Origin of the sequence: Streptomyces boluensis, from assembly GCF_009908195.1 — a bacterium.
Classification (GTDB): domain Bacteria; phylum Actinomycetota; class Actinomycetes; order Streptomycetales; family Streptomycetaceae; genus Streptomyces; species Streptomyces boluensis.
This window is the reverse complement of record NZ_JAAAHS010000141.1, coordinates 1-16,908: the sequence shown is the minus strand read 5'-3', so window position 1 is coordinate 16,908 and position 16,908 is coordinate 1. Positions and strand designations below refer to the sequence as shown.

General features: G+C 70.3%; 15 protein-coding genes and 2 pseudogenes. 10 read left to right on the top strand and 7 right to left on the bottom strand.

Annotation, left to right across the window (positions count from 1 at the left end; genetic code table 11):
• Positions 1 to 89 precede the first annotated feature (89 nt).
• Positions 90 to 1,007: a bile acid:sodium symporter family protein gene (locus GUY60_RS18850; RefSeq protein WP_376771267.1), complete on the bottom strand. Its 918-nt coding sequence runs from the start codon at positions 1,005 to 1,007 to the stop codon at positions 90 to 92.
• A gap of 257 nt (positions 1,008 to 1,264) precedes the next feature.
• On the opposite strand from GUY60_RS18850, the gene GUY60_RS18845 reads away from it, so the two are divergent.
• Positions 1,265 to 1,885, top strand: a complete 621-nt coding sequence (locus GUY60_RS18845) for a TetR/AcrR family transcriptional regulator (protein ID WP_161699334.1) — start codon at positions 1,265 to 1,267, stop codon at positions 1,883 to 1,885.
• 333 nt (positions 1,886 to 2,218) lie between these two features.
• Entirely contained in the window at positions 2,219 to 2,908 is a 690-nt protein-coding gene (locus GUY60_RS18840) for a 2'-5' RNA ligase family protein (RefSeq protein WP_161699332.1), read from the top strand.
• 7 nt (positions 2,909 to 2,915) lie between these two features.
• Here GUY60_RS18840 and GUY60_RS18835 read toward each other — a convergent pair whose 3' ends face one another.
• Positions 2,916 to 3,122, bottom strand: a complete 207-nt coding sequence (locus GUY60_RS18835) for a DUF5988 family protein (protein WP_161699331.1) — start codon at positions 3,120 to 3,122, stop codon at positions 2,916 to 2,918.
• 246 nt (positions 3,123 to 3,368) lie between these two features.
• A complete protein-coding gene (locus tag GUY60_RS18830; RefSeq protein WP_161699329.1) occupies positions 3,369 to 4,316 on the bottom strand; it encodes a LysR family transcriptional regulator in 948 nt (315 codons plus the stop codon).
• A 131-nt stretch (positions 4,317 to 4,447) separates the two neighbouring features.
• On the opposite strand from GUY60_RS18830, the gene pcaD reads away from it, so the two are divergent.
• Together pcaD and GUY60_RS39065 are read left to right on the top strand one after the other, a co-directional pair.
• Positions 4,448 to 5,254: a 3-oxoadipate enol-lactonase gene (gene pcaD, locus GUY60_RS18825; RefSeq protein ID WP_161699327.1), complete on the top strand. Its 807-nt coding sequence runs from the start codon at positions 4,448 to 4,450 to the stop codon at positions 5,252 to 5,254.
• Positions 5,255 to 5,592: 338 nt separating this feature from the next.
• A pseudogene (locus GUY60_RS39065) lies at positions 5,593 to 5,801 on the top strand (HAD family hydrolase); the annotation flags it as partial.
• A gap of 97 nt (positions 5,802 to 5,898) precedes the next feature.
• On the opposite strand, the gene GUY60_RS18820 reads toward GUY60_RS39065, so the two are convergent.
• Positions 5,899 to 6,099 (bottom strand): CsbD family protein, encoded by a 201-nt coding sequence (locus GUY60_RS18820; protein WP_161699325.1) that lies wholly within the window; start codon positions 6,097 to 6,099, stop codon positions 5,899 to 5,901.
• A 187-nt stretch (positions 6,100 to 6,286) separates the two neighbouring features.
• Complete coding sequence (locus GUY60_RS18815; RefSeq protein WP_161699323.1) at positions 6,287 to 7,315, bottom strand: hypothetical protein; 1,029 nt, start codon at positions 7,313 to 7,315, stop codon at positions 6,287 to 6,289.
• Between the two features lie 121 nt (positions 7,316 to 7,436).
• Between GUY60_RS18815 and GUY60_RS18810 the strand changes: the two genes are divergently transcribed.
• From GUY60_RS18810 to GUY60_RS18795, 4 genes and pseudogenes are all read left to right on the top strand, one after another.
• Positions 7,437 to 9,017: a serine/threonine protein kinase gene (locus GUY60_RS18810; RefSeq protein ID WP_281368513.1), complete on the top strand. Its 1,581-nt coding sequence runs from the start codon at positions 7,437 to 7,439 to the stop codon at positions 9,015 to 9,017.
• 315 nt (positions 9,018 to 9,332) lie between these two features.
• Positions 9,333 to 9,512 carry a helix-turn-helix domain-containing protein gene (locus GUY60_RS18805; RefSeq protein ID WP_161699319.1) on the top strand — a complete coding sequence of 60 codons (180 nt, stop codon included), beginning with the start codon at positions 9,333 to 9,335 and terminating at the stop codon, positions 9,510 to 9,512.
• Positions 9,513 to 9,546: 34 nt separating this feature from the next.
• Positions 9,547 to 10,161, top strand: a pseudogene (locus tag GUY60_RS18800) (ATP-binding protein); the annotation flags it as partial.
• Positions 10,162 to 10,381: 220 nt separating this feature from the next.
• Positions 10,382 to 10,744: an amidohydrolase family protein gene (locus tag GUY60_RS18795; protein WP_161699317.1), complete on the top strand. Its 363-nt coding sequence runs from the start codon at positions 10,382 to 10,384 to the stop codon at positions 10,742 to 10,744.
• Between the two features lie 149 nt (positions 10,745 to 10,893).
• Here the strand turns inward: GUY60_RS18795 and GUY60_RS18790 are convergent, their stop codons facing one another.
• Complete coding sequence (locus GUY60_RS18790; protein WP_161699315.1) at positions 10,894 to 11,406, bottom strand: MFS transporter; 513 nt, start codon at positions 11,404 to 11,406, stop codon at positions 10,894 to 10,896.
• A 226-nt stretch (positions 11,407 to 11,632) separates the two neighbouring features.
• On the opposite strand from GUY60_RS18790, the gene GUY60_RS18785 reads away from it, so the two are divergent.
• The gene (locus tag GUY60_RS18785) at positions 11,633 to 13,078 is read left to right on the top strand and encodes an NAD-binding protein (protein ID WP_246235236.1); all 1,446 of its coding nucleotides are present in this window, start codon (positions 11,633 to 11,635) and stop codon (positions 13,076 to 13,078) included.
• Between the two features lie 28 nt (positions 13,079 to 13,106).
• On the opposite strand, the gene GUY60_RS18780 is transcribed toward GUY60_RS18785, so the two are convergent.
• Positions 13,107 to 15,854, bottom strand: a complete 2,748-nt coding sequence (locus GUY60_RS18780; RefSeq protein ID WP_161699313.1) for a SpoIIE family protein phosphatase — start codon at positions 15,852 to 15,854, stop codon at positions 13,107 to 13,109.
• A gap of 582 nt (positions 15,855 to 16,436) precedes the next feature.
• Between GUY60_RS18780 and GUY60_RS18775 the strand changes: the two genes are divergently transcribed.
• A complete protein-coding gene (locus tag GUY60_RS18775) occupies positions 16,437 to 16,823 on the top strand; it encodes a hypothetical protein (RefSeq protein ID WP_161699311.1) in 387 nt (128 codons plus the stop codon).
• The last annotated feature ends 85 nt before the right edge of the window (positions 16,824 to 16,908 follow it).

Below are 16,908 nucleotides of genomic sequence, written 5' to 3'. Positions count from 1 at the left end.
CGGACGGGGTCGGGCGGGCGGCTGCCAGGCGGGGCCGGGTGCGGTCAGGCGAGCCGCCTCGTCGGCGGGGGTGAGCTGCTGCGGGCCGTTCACGGGTGGGACTCCTGGGGTGAGGCGGCGGGCGTACGAGACGGGTCCCTGCGACGGAGCAGGGCGGTGAAGGCGGTGGCGGCGAGCAGGATGACGATGCCGTAGACGGACGGGGCGATGGCCATCTCGGCGCTGTGCAGCAGTCCGGTGGCGACGGCGATGGCGAGGGCCGCGTTGTGGAAGCCGATCTCCATCGAGGCCGCGACGGCGTGCCTCCGCTCGGCCTTGACCAGGCGGGGAACCCAGTAGCCGAGGGTGAGGCTGGCCAGTGCGAAGAGGGCGTCGGCGATGCCGACCGTCAGGAAGTTGTCGAGGAGGAGGGCGAAGTTCGCCGTCAGGCTGAGGACGACGATGATGCCGAGGGCGATGCCGGAGCCGACGTTGACCGGCCGCTCCGCTCGTCGCGCGAGAACGGGCCGCCGCGCTCGTACGGCCATGCCGAGCGCTACGGGTACGAGGACGACGGCGAAGACCTGGAGCACCTCGCCGGGCCGCAGGCCTAGCCCGGCCTCGGTGCCGAGGAAGTGCTGCACCGACAGGTTGGTGATGACGGGCAGTGTGACGACGGCGAGGAGTGAATTGACGGCGGCGAGCGTGATGTTGAGCGCGACATCGCCGCCGGCCAGGTGGGAGTAGATCCCGGCGACAGGCCCACCCGGGCAGGCCGAGATCAGCATCACCCCGACCGCCGCGACGGGTGGCACGCCGAGCGCACTGACCAGACCGAAGCAGACGAGGGGCAGCACGAGCAGCTGGCAGAGGAGCGCGGCGGAGAGGGTGCGGGGGTGCTGAGCGGCCCGGCGGAAGTCGGCGGGGGTCAGGCTGAGGCCGAGGCCCAGCATGATCAGTCCGACGACGGCAAGGACGGCCATGCCGCTGGTGGCAGGGCTCATGCCCGGAGCACCTCCCGGTGGCACCGGGGCGGCCTGGGGATAATGTTCCGGCCTCGGCCGGGGGGCCCGAGTGGGCGGCGGAAAGCGGAGCAGCTACACATGCGGTCCTCACAGACGTGGTGATCCGTGGCGTTTCCGCGCGGTCTCGGGAGGTGTCGGCGGAGTCGCCGGCCCTGTGAGGCCATGCGGGCACGCGGAACGGTGCGAGCACGCGAACAACCCATTAAGACAGGTTGTCTTAACTCGGGGGGATGCTAGCCGCCCTCCAGGAAGAGGTGAAGGTGTCGACCAGGACTGAGATCCTTCTGTCCGCGGAACGCCTGTTTTCGGAGCGGGGGTTCGACGTACCCCTGCGCGAGATCGGTGCGGCCGCGGGCCAGCGCAACAACTCGGCGGTCCAGTACCACTTCGGCACCAGGGAAGGGCTCATCACCGCCCTGCTCGACCACCGGCGGACCCCGCTCAACGCCCGCCGCATGGAGCTGGTCACGGCCCTGCGGGAGTCGGGCCGCGCGAGCGCCCCGCCCGCCCTGATCGACGCCTACGTCCGCCCGCTCGCCGAGCACGTCCACGAACACCGCGGCCGCAGCTGGTACTTGCGTTTCCTCCAGCGCCTCTCCCACTCAGGACTGCCGTCCGGACTCCAGACCGGCGAGGCGTACCCCGAGGGCATCGCGATCCTGGACGACCTGTTGCTCGGCGCGCTGCCGGGGCTGCCGCGATGGCGGCTCGAGGTGATGAGCCTGCACGTCGTGGCCGTCCTCGCGCAGGTGGAACAGCGCTATATGGAATCGGGCTTCGGCGAGGACGAGGCCCACGAGCGAACCGCGGACCTCTACGCCACGGCACTGGCGGTACTGACGGCCCCCGCAAACGCGGACAGCGCCGCCGGTGACGCATAGAGGGTCCGGCGCGATCCTCCGCCCTCCGCGCGGAACGGGAGGCGTTCACCCGGCGCGAGTAGCGGCCGGCGGTCAGGCCCCGTCGGCGAAACGAAGGGGACCTCTCCGTGGCCGCCCGGACGGACAGCCACCAGGCGTTCCTCGTGTGCCCGCACAAGACCGTCCGTCTGCGGCCCCCAGAGGACATGCACACCCTCCGGGCCGAACAGAAGCCGTACGACGAGCAGTTCAGGACCTGGGCCGGACAGGTTGTCGACGTGGACGCTTACTGGCGCCCTCCCGTACGGCCGTGCCCCGGCGGACAGTCGCGGTCGTACGAGGGACGATGGCCGTGTGGAGAAGGACACGGGTGGCGGCCGGCTCGGCCCGGTCGGGGTGTTCGACGTGGCGCCGACTGCGCGCAGCGCGCTCGCGTGGATCCCGCCGCTCGGGCTGTGGCCCACGATCCAGGGCATTCGGCAGGAGCACGACCCGCAGATCCGCCGCTGGCCTCCACACGTCAACGTCCTCTTCGGCTTCGTACCGGAGTCGGACTTCGAGCAGGCGCTCCCATGGGTCGCCGCGGCGGCGGCGCGGACGCGGGGGTTCACGGCGCGGCTGTCGGGGGTGCGGGCCTTCCGGCACCGGGCGTACTCGACGGTGTGGCTCGATCCGGCGGCTGCGGGGCGGGCGCCGTGGCAGGAGCTGTACGGCTCGTTGGTCGAGGCCTTTCCCAAGTGCCGTGGGCGACACGGCGGGTTCACCCCGCACCTGTCACTGGGCCGGGCCCGCGACCCGCGGCGCCTGGTCGCCGAGTGCACTGCCCTGCTCGGCTCCATGACGACCACGGTCGAGGAGCTCGTGCTCCTCTCGCGGCGGGGCGACGAACCCATGCGCCCGCGGGCCACGGTCGCGCTGGGCAGCGGCGAGGTCCGCGCGTACCCGGAAGCATCGAGTGCCTCGGGCGAGGTGAGCGCGGAGGACGTCGCGCGGCGGGCGCAGGAGCGGCTCGATGTCCAGCGCCCTGCCACGGACGACGGCTGACCTGCGCCTACGAGGCCATCTCCGTGCGCTCCCACCACTCGTACACGGGGAGTTTCCCCTGCGCTGTGTCCGCCTGGCGCTGGGTGGCCCGGAAGTGCTCGTAGCCGTTGCGGAATTCGACCTTCAGATCCTCTCCGGGGGTGTCGACCGGGACGATCCGCTCGGGCAGATCCTGCGGGCCGCCTTCGAGGAGTGCTTTGCCTGATTCGCTCATGGCCTCACCGTTCCCGTCGGCCGAACGCGGTCTCTCGTACGGAGCGGAAGATCAGTCGTGTGGGCCATCCCGAATATTGAGCGCGTCCGCTTATTGAGCACGTCCCGTTATTGAGCGCGTCCCGCCGGCCGCCGAGCTTGGGCTTGTCGGCGCTGGCTGCCCCGCCTGCCGATGGCACGGCAACCGAGTTCGGTGTTCCGCTTCTCCCCCGCGTCCTCGGCACACTCCATGGCGATCGTGGCAATGTCACCTGTGGGGTTCCGGTGGTTTCTTCGCCTTGGGTACACGGCCGAGCGTCGGCCGTAGGACCGGTGCGTGGCGGGCCAGGAAGTCCCACAACTGGTCAGCGACCGGGCCGTGCGGCCGGTCGCGGCGGCGGGCTGCCGAGAGTTCTTCGACCACGCCGGGAAAGTGCCGTCCGGCGATGGAAAGCAGGCTTCCGTCCCGCAGCTCGGCCTTGATCATGAACCGCGGCACGTGTCCCCACGCCATGCCGTGCAGGATCAGCTCCTTCTTCATGAGGTGGTCCGGAACGGAGCTCCGGGGCGCGCCTTCGACCAGGAAGTGGCCTTGTTCGGACGGATTCCGGGCCGAATCCCGGACCACGCATTGGGTGAAGGCCTGCATCCGCTGCGGTGTGATGTCGGTGTCCGGGAGGAAGGGCAGGAAGCCGGGCGCCACGACGGGCACCAGCGCGACGCGGCCGAGATCGATCCACTCCATCCGCACGTCGCTTTTGGGGACGCGGTGCACGATGAGGTCGGCTTCGTCCTTAAGGAGCCGCTCCCAGGGGCCGGTGACCGTCTCGAACTGCAGGTGCAGCCGGGTCTGCGGGCGCTGCGCGAAGAAGCGGCTGAGCATTTCCAGCACCGGTGGAAGTGGGCACAAGTCCCCAAGCACCACGCGCAGTTCGGCCTCTTCTCCCATCGCCAACTGGGCGGCGTAGGTCTGCAGTTCCTCGGCCTCGTGCAGCAGTAGGCGCACCTTGCGGTGGAAGGCGCGCCCCGCCTCGGTGAGCTGAACCCGGTAGCCCGAGCGATCCAGCAGGTCCAGGCCCAGCTGGCGTTCCAGCTTGGCGACTGCCGCGAACACGGAGGGGTGCGAGCGGTGCAGGCGCTCGGCGGCGGCCTGGAAGCCGCCGTCGAGCACCACGGCGTTGAAGCACTGCAATTCGTGGAGCGTGAAGTTCGACATTGTCCGAGCACCCTACAGAGCTCGTTCGATCTTTGTAATAGATCTCTGCAGGTGGCGTTCGTAGGCTGAGCGCATAGCCACCGCATCACTGGATCGCTGGATCACTGGATCACTGGATCACTGGAGCTGACATGACTTCTCAGACCCGTACTGCCATCACCACGGGCGATGGCGTCCGTATCGCCTACCGCTTCGACGGTGACGAGAACAAGCCGGTGTTGCTGCTCTCGAACTCCATCGGTACGGACCTCCACATGTGGGATGGCCAAGTGGCGGCTCTGACCGAGCACTTCCGGCTGCTGCGCTACGACGCCCGCGGCCACGGCGCCTCCGATGTCCCGAGCGGGCCGTACTCCCTGGACCGGCTGGGGCGCGATGTGGTGGAGCTGCTGGATGCCCTGGGCCTGCAGCGGGTGCACGTGCTGGGGCTGTCTCTGGGCGGAGTCGTCGCGCAGTGGTTGGGGATCCACGTGCCGGAGCGCGTCGAGCGCCTGGTGCTCTCCAACACCGCCGCGTACCTCGGTCCGGCGAATCAGTGGGATCGACCGATCGCCGACCTGTTGGCGGCTCCCGACATGCGGGCCACCGCGGAGATGTTCCTGCACAACTGGTTCCCGGCCCACATGCTGCGCGGCGACGACGAGGTGGTGGAGGGCTTCCGCCGCACACTGCTGGCCACGCGGCGCGAGGGCGTGGCCGGGAGCTGGGCCGCGGTGCGCGACTACGACCTGCGCCGCACGGCCACGCTCATCCACAACCCGACACTGGTCATCGCGGGCGAGCACGACACCGTCACGTCCGCCGAACACGGGAAGGAACTCGCCGCGACCGTCCCCGGCGCGGGGTTCACCGTCCTGCCCACGGTGCACATGGCGAATGTCGAGGGGCAGGCGGAGTTCCTGGACGCTGTGCTGGCCTTCCTCACAGAACAGTCTTGACGACTCCCGCGTCGTGGCCGGCCGTCCCCGTCCGGCTGTCTCTGCCAATAGGCCCACGAAACGTTCGGGGTCGAAGGTCGTCTGTGGCAAGGCCTGCCACGAAGGGTGCGAAGGGATAGAAGCGACGCACCTCGTGGGCGAAGGCTCGTGCGTAGTCCTCCCCTTCGGCCGCCAGGCGTTCCCGAAGCTGGGGGCGCCGGTGCCGGGCGTGGGCGCCGAAGACGACGTACCAGGTGATCGCGACCGTGAGCCTGATGATGTTGAGGAGTTCGACGGCTGCCGTACGGGGTCGAGCAACTCGCCGTCGGCGTTGCGGTGTTCGGCAACGGACTGGCGGCGCGGGTGACCTGCTGTACGCGCTCGCGGACCGGGGTTGGCGCACCATCCTCGTCACCTCGGCGGGCGACAGTGAACTGGAGCCCTGAAGCGGGCGATCGGCGCGGACGACGTGGCCGCCGGGAAGCCTGCCCCCGAACCCGTGCAACGTGGACTCGATCTGGCCGAAGTCGACCCAGGCGCGGCGGTGTTCGTCGGCGACGCGGTCTGGGCCAGGAACGGCCGAGGGCCCGCCCCCGGAACGACCGAGAGCCCGGCGCGCCCGCCCCTCTGCGGGTGTGGCGCGCCAGGGCTCTCCGGCACTCAGGTCACATGGGCTTCTGCGGACCCTTCGGCATGGAGCCGCGGGCCTCGCGCGCCCGCTCCTCGGCCTCTGCGCGGATCTTCTTCACGTCGCCGCGGGCCTGATCGGCCTTGCCCTCGAATTCCTGCTTACGGTCGCCGGTGACCTTGCCGGCCACTTCCTTGGCCTTGCCCTTTGCCTTGTCCATGCCGCCCTTGTCGGCCATGGCTCCTCCTTGTCCGGAAACGGGTCCGGAAAGTCGTCGGGAAACGCTTGCGGATCCAACGTAGGACGGGGCGGTGGATCGCACACTTCGGAAAGTCACTGTCCGTGGTGGGCCGTTGGGAGCGCGGGGCACGGCTTTCTCAGTCCGCGCATCGTGCTGTGCTCGATGTTCACGAGAAGTGACAGCACTACTGGATGCTCCATTGGTGCGGATGCGAGGGAGTAACGGGGCAGGAGAAGACGTTCAACTCGCCCCAGCGGCCCACGGTGACCTCAGTCGGCGAGGCGAATCGGTGCGCGGGCAGGCCCCGGTCCTCAAGCGGTTTCCAACTGCCGCTGCCGCCGTCCCACTCACCGCTGTCGATCGTCAGCAACAGTTCCATCGGTACGCCGCAGGCACGGCAGTCCATGGGCGAGGGATCGGTCAAGTGCCACGACGCGAAGCCTCCGACGCGCCAGCCGGGCGGAATCGACAGGTCGTACTGGTAGGCGGGTGGTCCGGGTGCGTCGTCCGACGCAGCCGCAGCCTCTTCCTCGAGGGTTTCCTCCCAGGCATCGATCCGAGCACACAGAGCGTCGGGAAGCAGGCCGGCGAACGGGTACGTGGTCACCTGCTCCGGGTGCAGCACGCAGGGCTCCGGCACGTACCCCTTGAAGCCCACGACGGCCGGTCGGGGCGGTTCACGGAGAGTCTCGGTGACCTCTGAGGAACGGCGCCAGCGGAGGTCGAGCGACATGCCGTATCCGGTTCTTCCGTGCCGGTCGAAGGGGCACCAGAACACCTGGAGCAGATCGGCGCCGTCCGGGCCCGCCGGCAGGTCGGGGAGGTCCCGCCGGTAGAGCTGGGCGACGCCGATCATCGGCAACGGGTCGGTGTCCGCCAACCCGGCGACGCGGTGCTTCTGCGCCAGCTCAGCCAGGAGCGCTCGCTCCTGTTCCGTCGGGCCTGATTCCGGGTCTCGGTCCCAGGCCGCTGCAAGGACCTGGCGCTCCCGGTGGATGTCGACGGGGCGCCAGCCGGTGCCCCGCGCGTGCGGTGCAGTGCACACCGGCCACGGTTCGTCGCTCGGCCACAGCAGGGGCCCGCCCACGGAACTGGACGAAATGTCTGGGCTGCCTGGCCGCGGGTGCAGCCGGGTGGTGGTTCCGCGGTAGGCGGCCAGCTCGGGGAAGATCGCCTCGACCTCGAGCGGGCGTGGCGGCGTGGTCCTCGTCATGAACACGACCCTAGTCACCGACTTGTGTCGAGCGGTCACGGTCAGGGCTCGGTGAGCATGTCCGGCTACAAGTTGATTTCGGCGTCAACGGTCCTTGTGCGCAGCCGAGTTGGTGTACTGCATGCTGCACACCAACGGGGGCGGGAGGGGTCAAGTGAGTCTGAGTGGGCTGCGTGCTGGGGACCCGAGGCGGATCGGCGAGTGGGAACTTGTCGGTCGGCTGGGTGAAGGCGGCATGGGTGTCGTCTACCTGGCCCAGGATTCCGCGGGCCGGCTGGTCGCTCTCAAACGGTTGCGCGACGAGCTCGCCTCGGACGCCGAGTTCCGGGCGCGGTTCCGGCGTGAGGCCGCGGCGTTGCTGCGTGTTCAAGGCAGCTGTACGGCACGGGTGTTGGCCGTCGAGGTCGAGGCGAGCAGCCCGTTCGTCGTCATGGAGTACGTACAGGGGCCGACGCTCGCGGAGCACGTAGGCGAACACGGGCCGCTGCGCGGGGACATGGCGTACAGCTTCGCGCTCGGGCTCGCCGAGGCCCTCGCGGCGATCCACCGTGCCGGTGTCGTGCATCGCGACCTCAAGCCCGGCAACGTACTGCTGTCGGACCAGGGCCCGAAGGTCATCGATTTCGGCATCGCGCAGGCCGCGGACGCGACGGCACTGACCCGTACCGGCTCCGCGATCGGGACCGTCGGCTACATGGCCCCGGAACAGGTGCGTGGGCAGGCCGGGCCTCCGGCCGACGTGTTCGCGTGGGCGTTGACCGTTGCCTACGCCACGACCGGGCGGCCGCCGTTCGGGACCGGTCCGGCCGCGGCGGTGCTCCACCGGGTCCTGCACGAAGATCCCGACCTCGACGGGGTTCCCGCGCGGCTCACGGCGGTGCTGGCGTCGGCCTTGTCCAGGACGCCGGAGCGGCGACCCGCCCCCGAGCAGTTGATCTCCGAGCTGGCCGACGCTCAGGAGCCCGGCACAACCGTCGACATCGAGGCTGTCGGCACGGTGGTTGCCACCACGTGGCAGATGCCTGCACCGGCCGCGCCGTCCGCTGCTGTTCCGGGGCGGCGACGGACCGGGCGGACCGCTCTCGCGGTGGCGGCGCTGGCGGTGGCGCTCCTGTCGACGGCCGGGATCGTTCTCTGGGCGGTGCTGCCCGATCGGGGTGCTTCCGGGGCGTCCGGTACGACTCCGTCTCCGAATCCGCCGACGAGCACGGTCTCTTCGTCATCACCGACGACGTCGGCGCCGCCGCCCACCACTCCGTCCGTGCCCCCCTCACAGACACCGCCGCCGTCACCGTCCACGTCTTCCGCGTCCTCCGCGTCTACGGGCCCGATCAAGAACACCCACAGCGGACTGTGTGTCGACACCGACGGCCCGCAACGCCCCGGACTGCACGTGGAGCTCCGCCCGTGTGGGAACTACAGCGGACAGCGGTGGCGTTACGACGAGACGAGTCAGCGCTTCATGAACACCCCCAGCGACCTGTGTCTCGACACGGACGGGGCCCCGGCCACCGACGTCGCGGCCGTGCTCAAACCGTGCGGTGACTACAGCGGCCAGCAGTGGCGCCACGACGCCGACGAGAACCAGTTCGTGAACCCGCAGAGCGGTCTGTGCCTGGATACGAACGGCCCTCCGGCGACCCATGTCGACCTGGTGCTCAGGCCCTGCCGAAACCTCACCGGCCAGCACTGGCAGTTGTGAGTGATCTGCGCGACGCTTCCGTTAGCAGGAGTCAGCCCGGCTGACAAACATGCAGGTCAACGGCATGGGCTCACTCGACCTGGAGTGAGCCCAAGCCGGGCCGTGCTGGCTTGGTGCTGGCTTCCGTTGGGGTCCGTTCCGGTCCGGTGGGGGCCGTCGTGCTGGATCCGTGCTGAGAGCAAGGAATAACAGGCCTAGGCGTTCGAGGAAGACAGTGGCGACGGCTACATGTGCTCCGCATGGAGCCTTTGGTGCTGCCGCTATCCGTCCGTACATTGCGTCTCGCCCACGGCAATCTCACCCGAATGAGGAACTATGAACGAGCCGCTCTGGGATGTTTCTACCCTGGCCGCCTTCCTCGGAAAGCCGACTTCCTGGGTCTACGACAACCACGTCCGGGAGGGGATCCCGAGCTTCCGAATCGGCCAGCACCTCCGGTTCGCGCCAACCGAGATCTTCGAATGGATGACGCGCAGCTGTCGCGAATCGATCTGACTCCGACGCTTCCCCGGACCAGCGACCTGTGTCCCTGCACGGCGACCTCAGCGGCATGTTCGACGCCCCCTCGACCGTGGCCTTCGACCCGACCACGCCGATGCTGTCCATCGACCTCTCCCGCCTCGGCGGCTCCGGCGACGACACCGCGCTGGTCCTCGCGATGACCTGCGCGAGCGCGTGGATGGAATCCGCCCTCGCCGACCCTGACGGCGGGCGACGCTGGGTGATCTACGACGAGGCGTGGCGGCTGATGCGCCATGTCGGCTTGCTGGAACGGATGCAGAGCCAGTGGAAGCTCTCACGGGGTCTCGGCATCGCGAACCTCATGGTCATCCACCGCCTCAGCGACCTGCTCAGCGCGGGTGACGCCGGCTCGCGCGGCCGGGCGCTGGCCGAGGGCCTCCTGGCCGACTGCTCCACCCGCATCATCTACCGCCAGGAACCCGACCAGCTCTCTGCCGCCGCATCGCTGCTCGGCCTGACCGGCGTCGAGACCCAGGCAGTGTCCGCCCTGACCAAGGGCCGGGGCCTGTGGAAAGTCGCCGGCCGCTCCTTCATCACGCAGCACATCCTGCACCCGGCGGAGCGCGAGCTGTTCGACACCGACGCCCGCATGGCGGCCAAGCCCAACCAACCTGCCCTGTAAGGGAGTTACTTCTTGTCTTCAACCGTCTCGCGGGCAGACCACCGTCCTCGCGGAAACGTCCGAACTCGGGCTGCGAGTCCGCGGGTCGGCACACCGACCGCCGACGGGAGCGACCATCTCGCGGCCGCTCGGCCCGAGGAGTTCCCGGAGTTCGAGGCGTTGTTCTCCACGGCCCTCACTGGGGACTTCGGCGCCGTGGCACGACCTCGCCGCTCGCAGGGTGCGTGAGGCACACGTCGCGCGCACCCAGGACCGGTATCTCTTTCCGGCCGGAAAGCTCCTGGAGATGATCACCATTGACGCCACCACCATGATGGGTATGGCGCACGAGATCGGCTCCCTCGAGGTCGGCAAGCGCGCCGACGTCGTCCTGATCGACACGGCCAAGCCGCATCTGACGCCGTGGTGGATGCCGGTGCACCGCCTCATGCAGCAGGCCACGGGGCAGGACGTGGACACCGTGCCCGTGAGCCGCGAGGTGCTCCTGGCCGGTGGCGTCCCGACCAGGGTCGACATCGGCGACGTACTCGTACGCGCGGAAGAGACCGCTCGCCGCCACGTCGACAGAGCCGGTCTCGACTAGCACCTCACGGCACCGGGGTGGGGACAGGTCCGCCGGGTGTTCGACTGACCGGGCTCGAGGGCTCGGGTGGAATCAGGGGGATCAGGATGAATCGGGGGGATCCTCGCCGCTGGGCACCTGGCCTCGGCCCAGCGGCGAGGGTGGTCAGCTCAACGCCTTGACCGGGTCGGCCAGTTCGCCCGCGGTCGGCTCGTCCGCACGCTCGCGCAGGAAGCAGGCGCGACGAGGGAGATCACTCCGGCGAGGCTCAGGTAGAGCGCGATGGCCGACCAGCCGCCGGTGCGGTCGAGGAGGTAGGTGGCGATCATCGGGGCGAAGCCGCCGCCCAGGACAGTGCCGAGGGTGTAGCCCGCCGAGAGTCCGGTGTAGCGCACCTCGACCGGGAAGACGCGGGCGAAGAAGGTGGGCATCGCCGCGTACGTCGCCGACCAGGCCGTGAAGAGGAGTACGAACCCGACCAGCATGAGGGCGTAACTGCCCGTGTCCAGAAGGGCGAACCACGGGAACGGCAGCACGATCACGCCCGCGACCCCGGCGAGGAAGAGCCCCTTGCGGAAGCGCTCGGAGCGGTCGGACCAGCGGCCGAAGAGCGGGATCGCGACGAGCGTGAGTGCCGTGGCGGCCATGACCGCGCCGAGCATGGCGCTCTTGTCGATGGTCAAGAGGTCGCGTCGACAGGACGAGGGGCGGCGGCGCACTCTGACACCTGTACAAGCGATGCGACGAAGTTTCAGACACGCGGACGAATCGGCCCTCGGCGGACCGCTGGTAGAACTGGGACCACTTCGGCCCGTCGACCGCTCGCTCCAGTACGCCGAAGCTCCCGCACACAGCCTCGATCAGGCGCGCCGGGTCGCCGTTTCCCGACTCCGCTCGAAAGGCCCGAGGTTGAGCTCCCAGACCGCCCGTGGCAAGGGTGTTGACGCGTACCGCCAGGCCCCCATGGCGGGCCGACGCATCGTGATCATCGAGGACGACGAGGCCCTCGGAGCGTCGGCGGCCGCGTACGTCTCCCGCTGGGGCGGCACGGTGCACCGCCTCCCCCGCCCCGACGACACCACCCTCAGACGCACGTTGCGGCAACTCGAACACCCCGTGGACGGTATCGCGGTCGTCTCCCGCGACGACATCGTCGCCCTGCGCTACGCCCTGCTCGCCGAACACCTCGAACCCGGCGTCCGGTTGGTCGTGACGCTCTTCGACCGCACCGTGGCCGACGAGGTCGCCAGGACCCTGCCCAACTGCACCGTCCTGAGCATGACCGATGCCATCGTGCCCAGCCTCCTAGCCGGTTGCCTGGCTCCGCGGTACGCGATGCTGCGGCCCCACGGCGACCGGGTCACCGCCGTCCGGCACGGCCACGGGCCGGGGCCGGGAGTGGTCGAGCAGCTGCCCGTACGGGACCTGACGGCCGAGGGGCACCGGTACCCGCGCACGTCGGTGAAGGCGTGGTTCCGCTCCCTGGGCACTTCGGCGAAGGCCCTCGTGGCGAGCCTGGCCGCACTGCTGACGTCCTTCGCCGTGGACATCGCGCTCGGCGTCGTCGTCCTCCACGAACACTGGACCGACGCCACCTGGAACGCGGCCCGCACGCTCACCACGATCGGCTCCTCGCACGCCGCCGACCACGGCCCCGGCTGGTACAAGCTCGTGTCGGCCGCCACCATGCTGGCCGTCCTCGTCCTCGCCGCCGTGTTCACCGCGAGCGTGGTCGACCGCTTCACCGGGCACCGCCTGACCGCCATCCTCGGCGCCCGCTCCATACCCCGCCGGGGCCATGTCATCGTCGTCGGACTCGGACAGGTGGGCCTGCGGCTCTCTGCCCAACTCAAGGACCTGGGCGTGCGGGTCGTCGCCGTCGAACGTAACCCGCAGGCCGCCTGCCTCCCGCTGGCCCGCGCCCGGAACATCCCCGTCGTCCTCGGCCGCGGCGGCGACCGTTTCCTGCTCGAACGCCTCGCCGCCCGGCGGGCCCGAGGCGTTGCGGCGGTCGGCTCGGACGGCCTGGAGAACATGGCGGTCGCGGTCGCTGCCCGCGCCGTCGCCCCCGACCAGCGCATCATCCTGCGGGCCGGTGGCGACGAGGTCACCACGGATTCACAGTCCTTGTTCCGGATCGGGGCGGTGTGCGACTTCCCGCGCATCGTCGGCGCGTTCGTGGCCGCGTCCGTACTCGACAGCGAACCCACCAGCGTGTTCATCTCCGGCGGCCGTACACACGCCCTGTTCTCCGACAGCGACAAGGTCGTCGACCTCGCCGCCTGGGACGCCGACGACAGCTCCCCGCAACGGACTCCCGCGCCCCGGTCATGGCACAACGGCACACGCCGGTAGGGGCACCCGCGGGGAGAAGCGCCTCGGTTCAGAGCTCCGTATCAGCCCACTGGCCGAGGATGTCCTTGGCGTCACCCGCGGGTTCGCCGGCCTCGGCGTGCAGGACCTGCTCGGTCCAGATGACCTTGCCGCGGCCCGTGTACCTGGTGCCCCAGCGCTCGGCGAAACGGGCCACCAGGAACAGCCCGCGGCCGCCTTCGTCCGTCGACGTGGCCCGGCGCAGATGCGGAGACGTGCTGGAACCGTCGGCGACCTCACAGATCAGGGCGTTGCGGTCGTGCAGCAGCCGGAGGTGCACCGGCTCCGCGCCGTAGCGGATGGCGTTGGTGACGAGCTCGCTGACCACCAGCTCGGTGGCGAAGGCCGCCTCGTCCAGGTCCCAGTCCGCCAGCAGGCGGGTGACGGCCGCCCGGATCTGCGGCACGGCCGCCGGGTCGGAGGGTACGTCCCAGTCCGCGACCCGGCCGGACGGGAGGAGCCGGGTACGGGCTACGAGCAGGGCGACATCGTCGGCGGGCCGTTCCGGCAACACCGCGTCGAGGACCACCCGGCAGACCTCCTCCGGACAGCGGTCGGCCGCCCCGGCCAGGGTCCTGCGCAGCAACTCCAGGCCGACGTCCAGGTCGCGGTGGCGGTCCTCAACGAGACCGTCGGTGTACAGGGCGAGTTGGCTGCCCTCGGCCAGCCGCAGTTCGGCCGTCTCGACGGGCAGGCCCGCCCCGAGGCCGAGCGGCGGTGAGCCGGGCACGTCCAGGAACTCGGCGGTGCCGTCCGGCTGGACCACGGCCGGTCGCGGGTGTCCGGCACGGGCGAGGGTGCACCGCCCAGTGACCGAGTCGTAGATCGCGTACAGGCAGGTGGCACCGGTGATCATGCCCTCTCCCGTGCCCTCGGGGTCCACCTCGTCGGCGTCGATCCGGGACACCAACTCGTCCATCCGGCCCAGGAGTTCGTCGGGGGCGAGGTCGAGCGCGGAGAAGTTGTGCACCGCCGTCCGCAGTCGGCCCATGGTGGCCGCCGCGTGCAACCCGTGTCCAACCACATCACCCACCACGAGGGCGACTCGGGCGCCGGGCATCGGGATCACGTCGAACCAGTCACCGCCCACGCCCGCCTTGGCCGGCAGGTACCGGTGGGCGACGTCGAGCGCGGACTGCTCGGGCAGGGCCCGCGGGAGCAGGCTGCGCTGCAGGGTGACGGCGACCGTGTGCTCGCGGGCGTACCGGCGGGCGTTGTCGATGGACAGGGCGGCGCGGGCGGAGATCTCCTCGGCGAACGACACGTCATCCGGCTCGAACGCCTCGCTCTCGGACCGCCAGTAGTTGACCAGCCCGAGGACGACCCCGCGGGCCCGCAGCGGCACGGAGATCAGAGAGCGGATGCCGTAGTCCAACACCCGCTGCGCCCGCTCGACGTGCTGGGCGCGCCAGCCGTCGCTCGCTGCCAGGTCGGCGGCGAGCACCGCCCGGCTTTCCGTCATGCCTGCCGCCATCGGGCTCCCGGGGACGAAACGGATGAGCTCGCCCACCGGGAACAGGGGTGGATCGGCGCCGATTCCGCGCAGGGCCACACGCCGCATCTCGGTGCTCGACTCGTCCGCCGGATCCTCCCCGCGCGGCACCGCGTCGAGCAGTTCCACGGTCACGAAGTCCGCGAACCTGGGGACAGCCACCTCGGCCAACTCCTCGGCGGTACGCACCACATCGAGTGTCGTCCCGATGCGTACGCCCGCGTCGTACAGCAACTGCAGCCGTTCACGGGCCACTTGTGCCCGGCCGGCCAGTGCCTGGAGTTCCGTGGAGTCCCGCAGGGTGGCCACGCTGCCCGCGGCGGCGTCCTCCTCGCCGCCCACGGGCCGCACATTCACGGCGAGCAGCCGGTCACCGACCAGGTGCACCGCATCGGTGACCTTCGACCCGTGAGCGAGGCGCCGGGAGAGCTCGGGCGAGAGGCCGAGATCGGTGACCTGGATCCGCTCCGCGTCGAGCGGCAGGTCGAGCAGGCGCCGCGCCTCATCGTTGGCGAGGAGCAGCCGCCCGTCACGGCCGACGATCAGCACGCCCTCGCGCACCGAGTGCAGCACCGCGTCGTGGTGCTCGTACATCCGCGTCATCTCGGCCGGGCCCAGGCCGTGGGTCTGGCGGCGCAGGCGCCTGCTGATCAGCGCCGCTCCGCCGGTGGCCACCGCGAGGGCGGCCGCACCGGTGGCGAAGATGATCGGCAGCTGCTGTTCGACCAGGCTGCCGGAGCTCTGGACCGTGACCCCGGCGGAGACCAGGCCGACGACCGCACCGTCGGGGCCGAACACCGGGACCACGGCCTGGACGGCGTCGGTCCACCCCCTCGCCGTCGGCCCGGTGGTGTCCTCGACCACGATGCGGCCTTCGAGGGCCGGCTCGATGGTGCCGATGAACTTCTTCCCGATGAAGCTCCGATCGGGCTGCGTGTAGCGGATTCCCTCGGTGTCCGTGACGACGACGAAGTCGACGTCCGCCGCCTTCCGGGCCGCCTCGGCGCGCGGCTGCAGCACCGCCGTCGGGTCTCGGCTGCCCAGCGCCTCGACCGTGCCCGGGGCGTTCGCGAACGTCTGCGCCACAGACACCGACCGTTGCCGGGCCTCCCCCTCGGCCTCGTTCCTCGCCTGGACCACCTGGGCCGTCACAGCGGCCGCGATCAGCAGCACCACGATCACGATCTGCAACAGGAACGTCTGCCCTGCGGCGCTGCGCAGGTTCAGCAATGACCGAGAGAGCTTTCGGTCAACAGTTCCTTTCATGCCCCATGTCTACCACCGTGGGATCGGCTCGGGCGGTGGTGCAGACGTGGGCTGGGCAAGGGGCGCGGAGGCGGCCTGCTCGGTGCGGTGCACCTCGCCGTCGGCGCGGATTGCCGAGCTGGCCGACGCGCACGACTCCGGGACTCCCTGCGGCCGGGAGTTCTGGGCGGCCCACTCGCTGGCCTCCTTCTCCTGGTCGCGGTACCAACCCGCGATGGCGGATACCAGCGTCGGCAGGTGGCGCGGGTCGACGGTCTCGCCCTTCGGTCAACTGCCCTACCTTGTGGCGGTAGTCGGAGAGGCTGCCGTACCCCCTGGACGGCCCACGCCCGGACGGCGGCGGCAGTGCTCGGCGCATCGGGGTCGGCGTCGATGGCGGCCCGCCAGTCCATCGGGGCCTTGCGGTCGAAGAAGTACGCTTCGACGCCGTCGGCAGAGTGTTCTTCCACTGCTCGGACCGGCTGTAGAACCGACCTCCGCCTTGACGACGGCGGGCGGTCAGGACCTCGATCACCGGGACGCGGAGATCGGCCGGGACACCGCCCTCCTCGCCGTCCCAATCGGAGTCCTCAACGTGCCGAAATGCCACAACGCCTCAAGCCCCTTGATCGGCAGACCGGTGTGCGGCTCGACGCACGCAGTCCCCAACTGCCGCACCTCGCCATTCTCGTGGCGCGCGAGATAGGTGGCGGCGCGGTGGTGGGCGACGGCGCACCCGTGGCAGAAGTTCTCGATGGCGAGGCGGCGGAAATCGCCGCGCGCGAGGCCGCCGCTGCTGCTCTGCGGCTCTGCGCGAACGGCACCGCGATCTTCTCCGAGCTGCTGAACGTGCCCGCGGAGCTGGAGCGTGAGGCGAAGCCTGTTGCGGTGACTCGGGCGAAGGAGGTCGTCGAGCAGCTCCGCGCTCGCGCCGACCGTCCGCCTCGTAGCCGCCGCACGCGCCACGCGCACCGACGAGACGGCGGCTGAATCCCCGGCTCCTGCTCCCGTTGAAGAGGCGTCGGGGGACGGGCGCCCGGGAAAATTGAAACGGCCGGGGTGGGCGGCCCCGGGG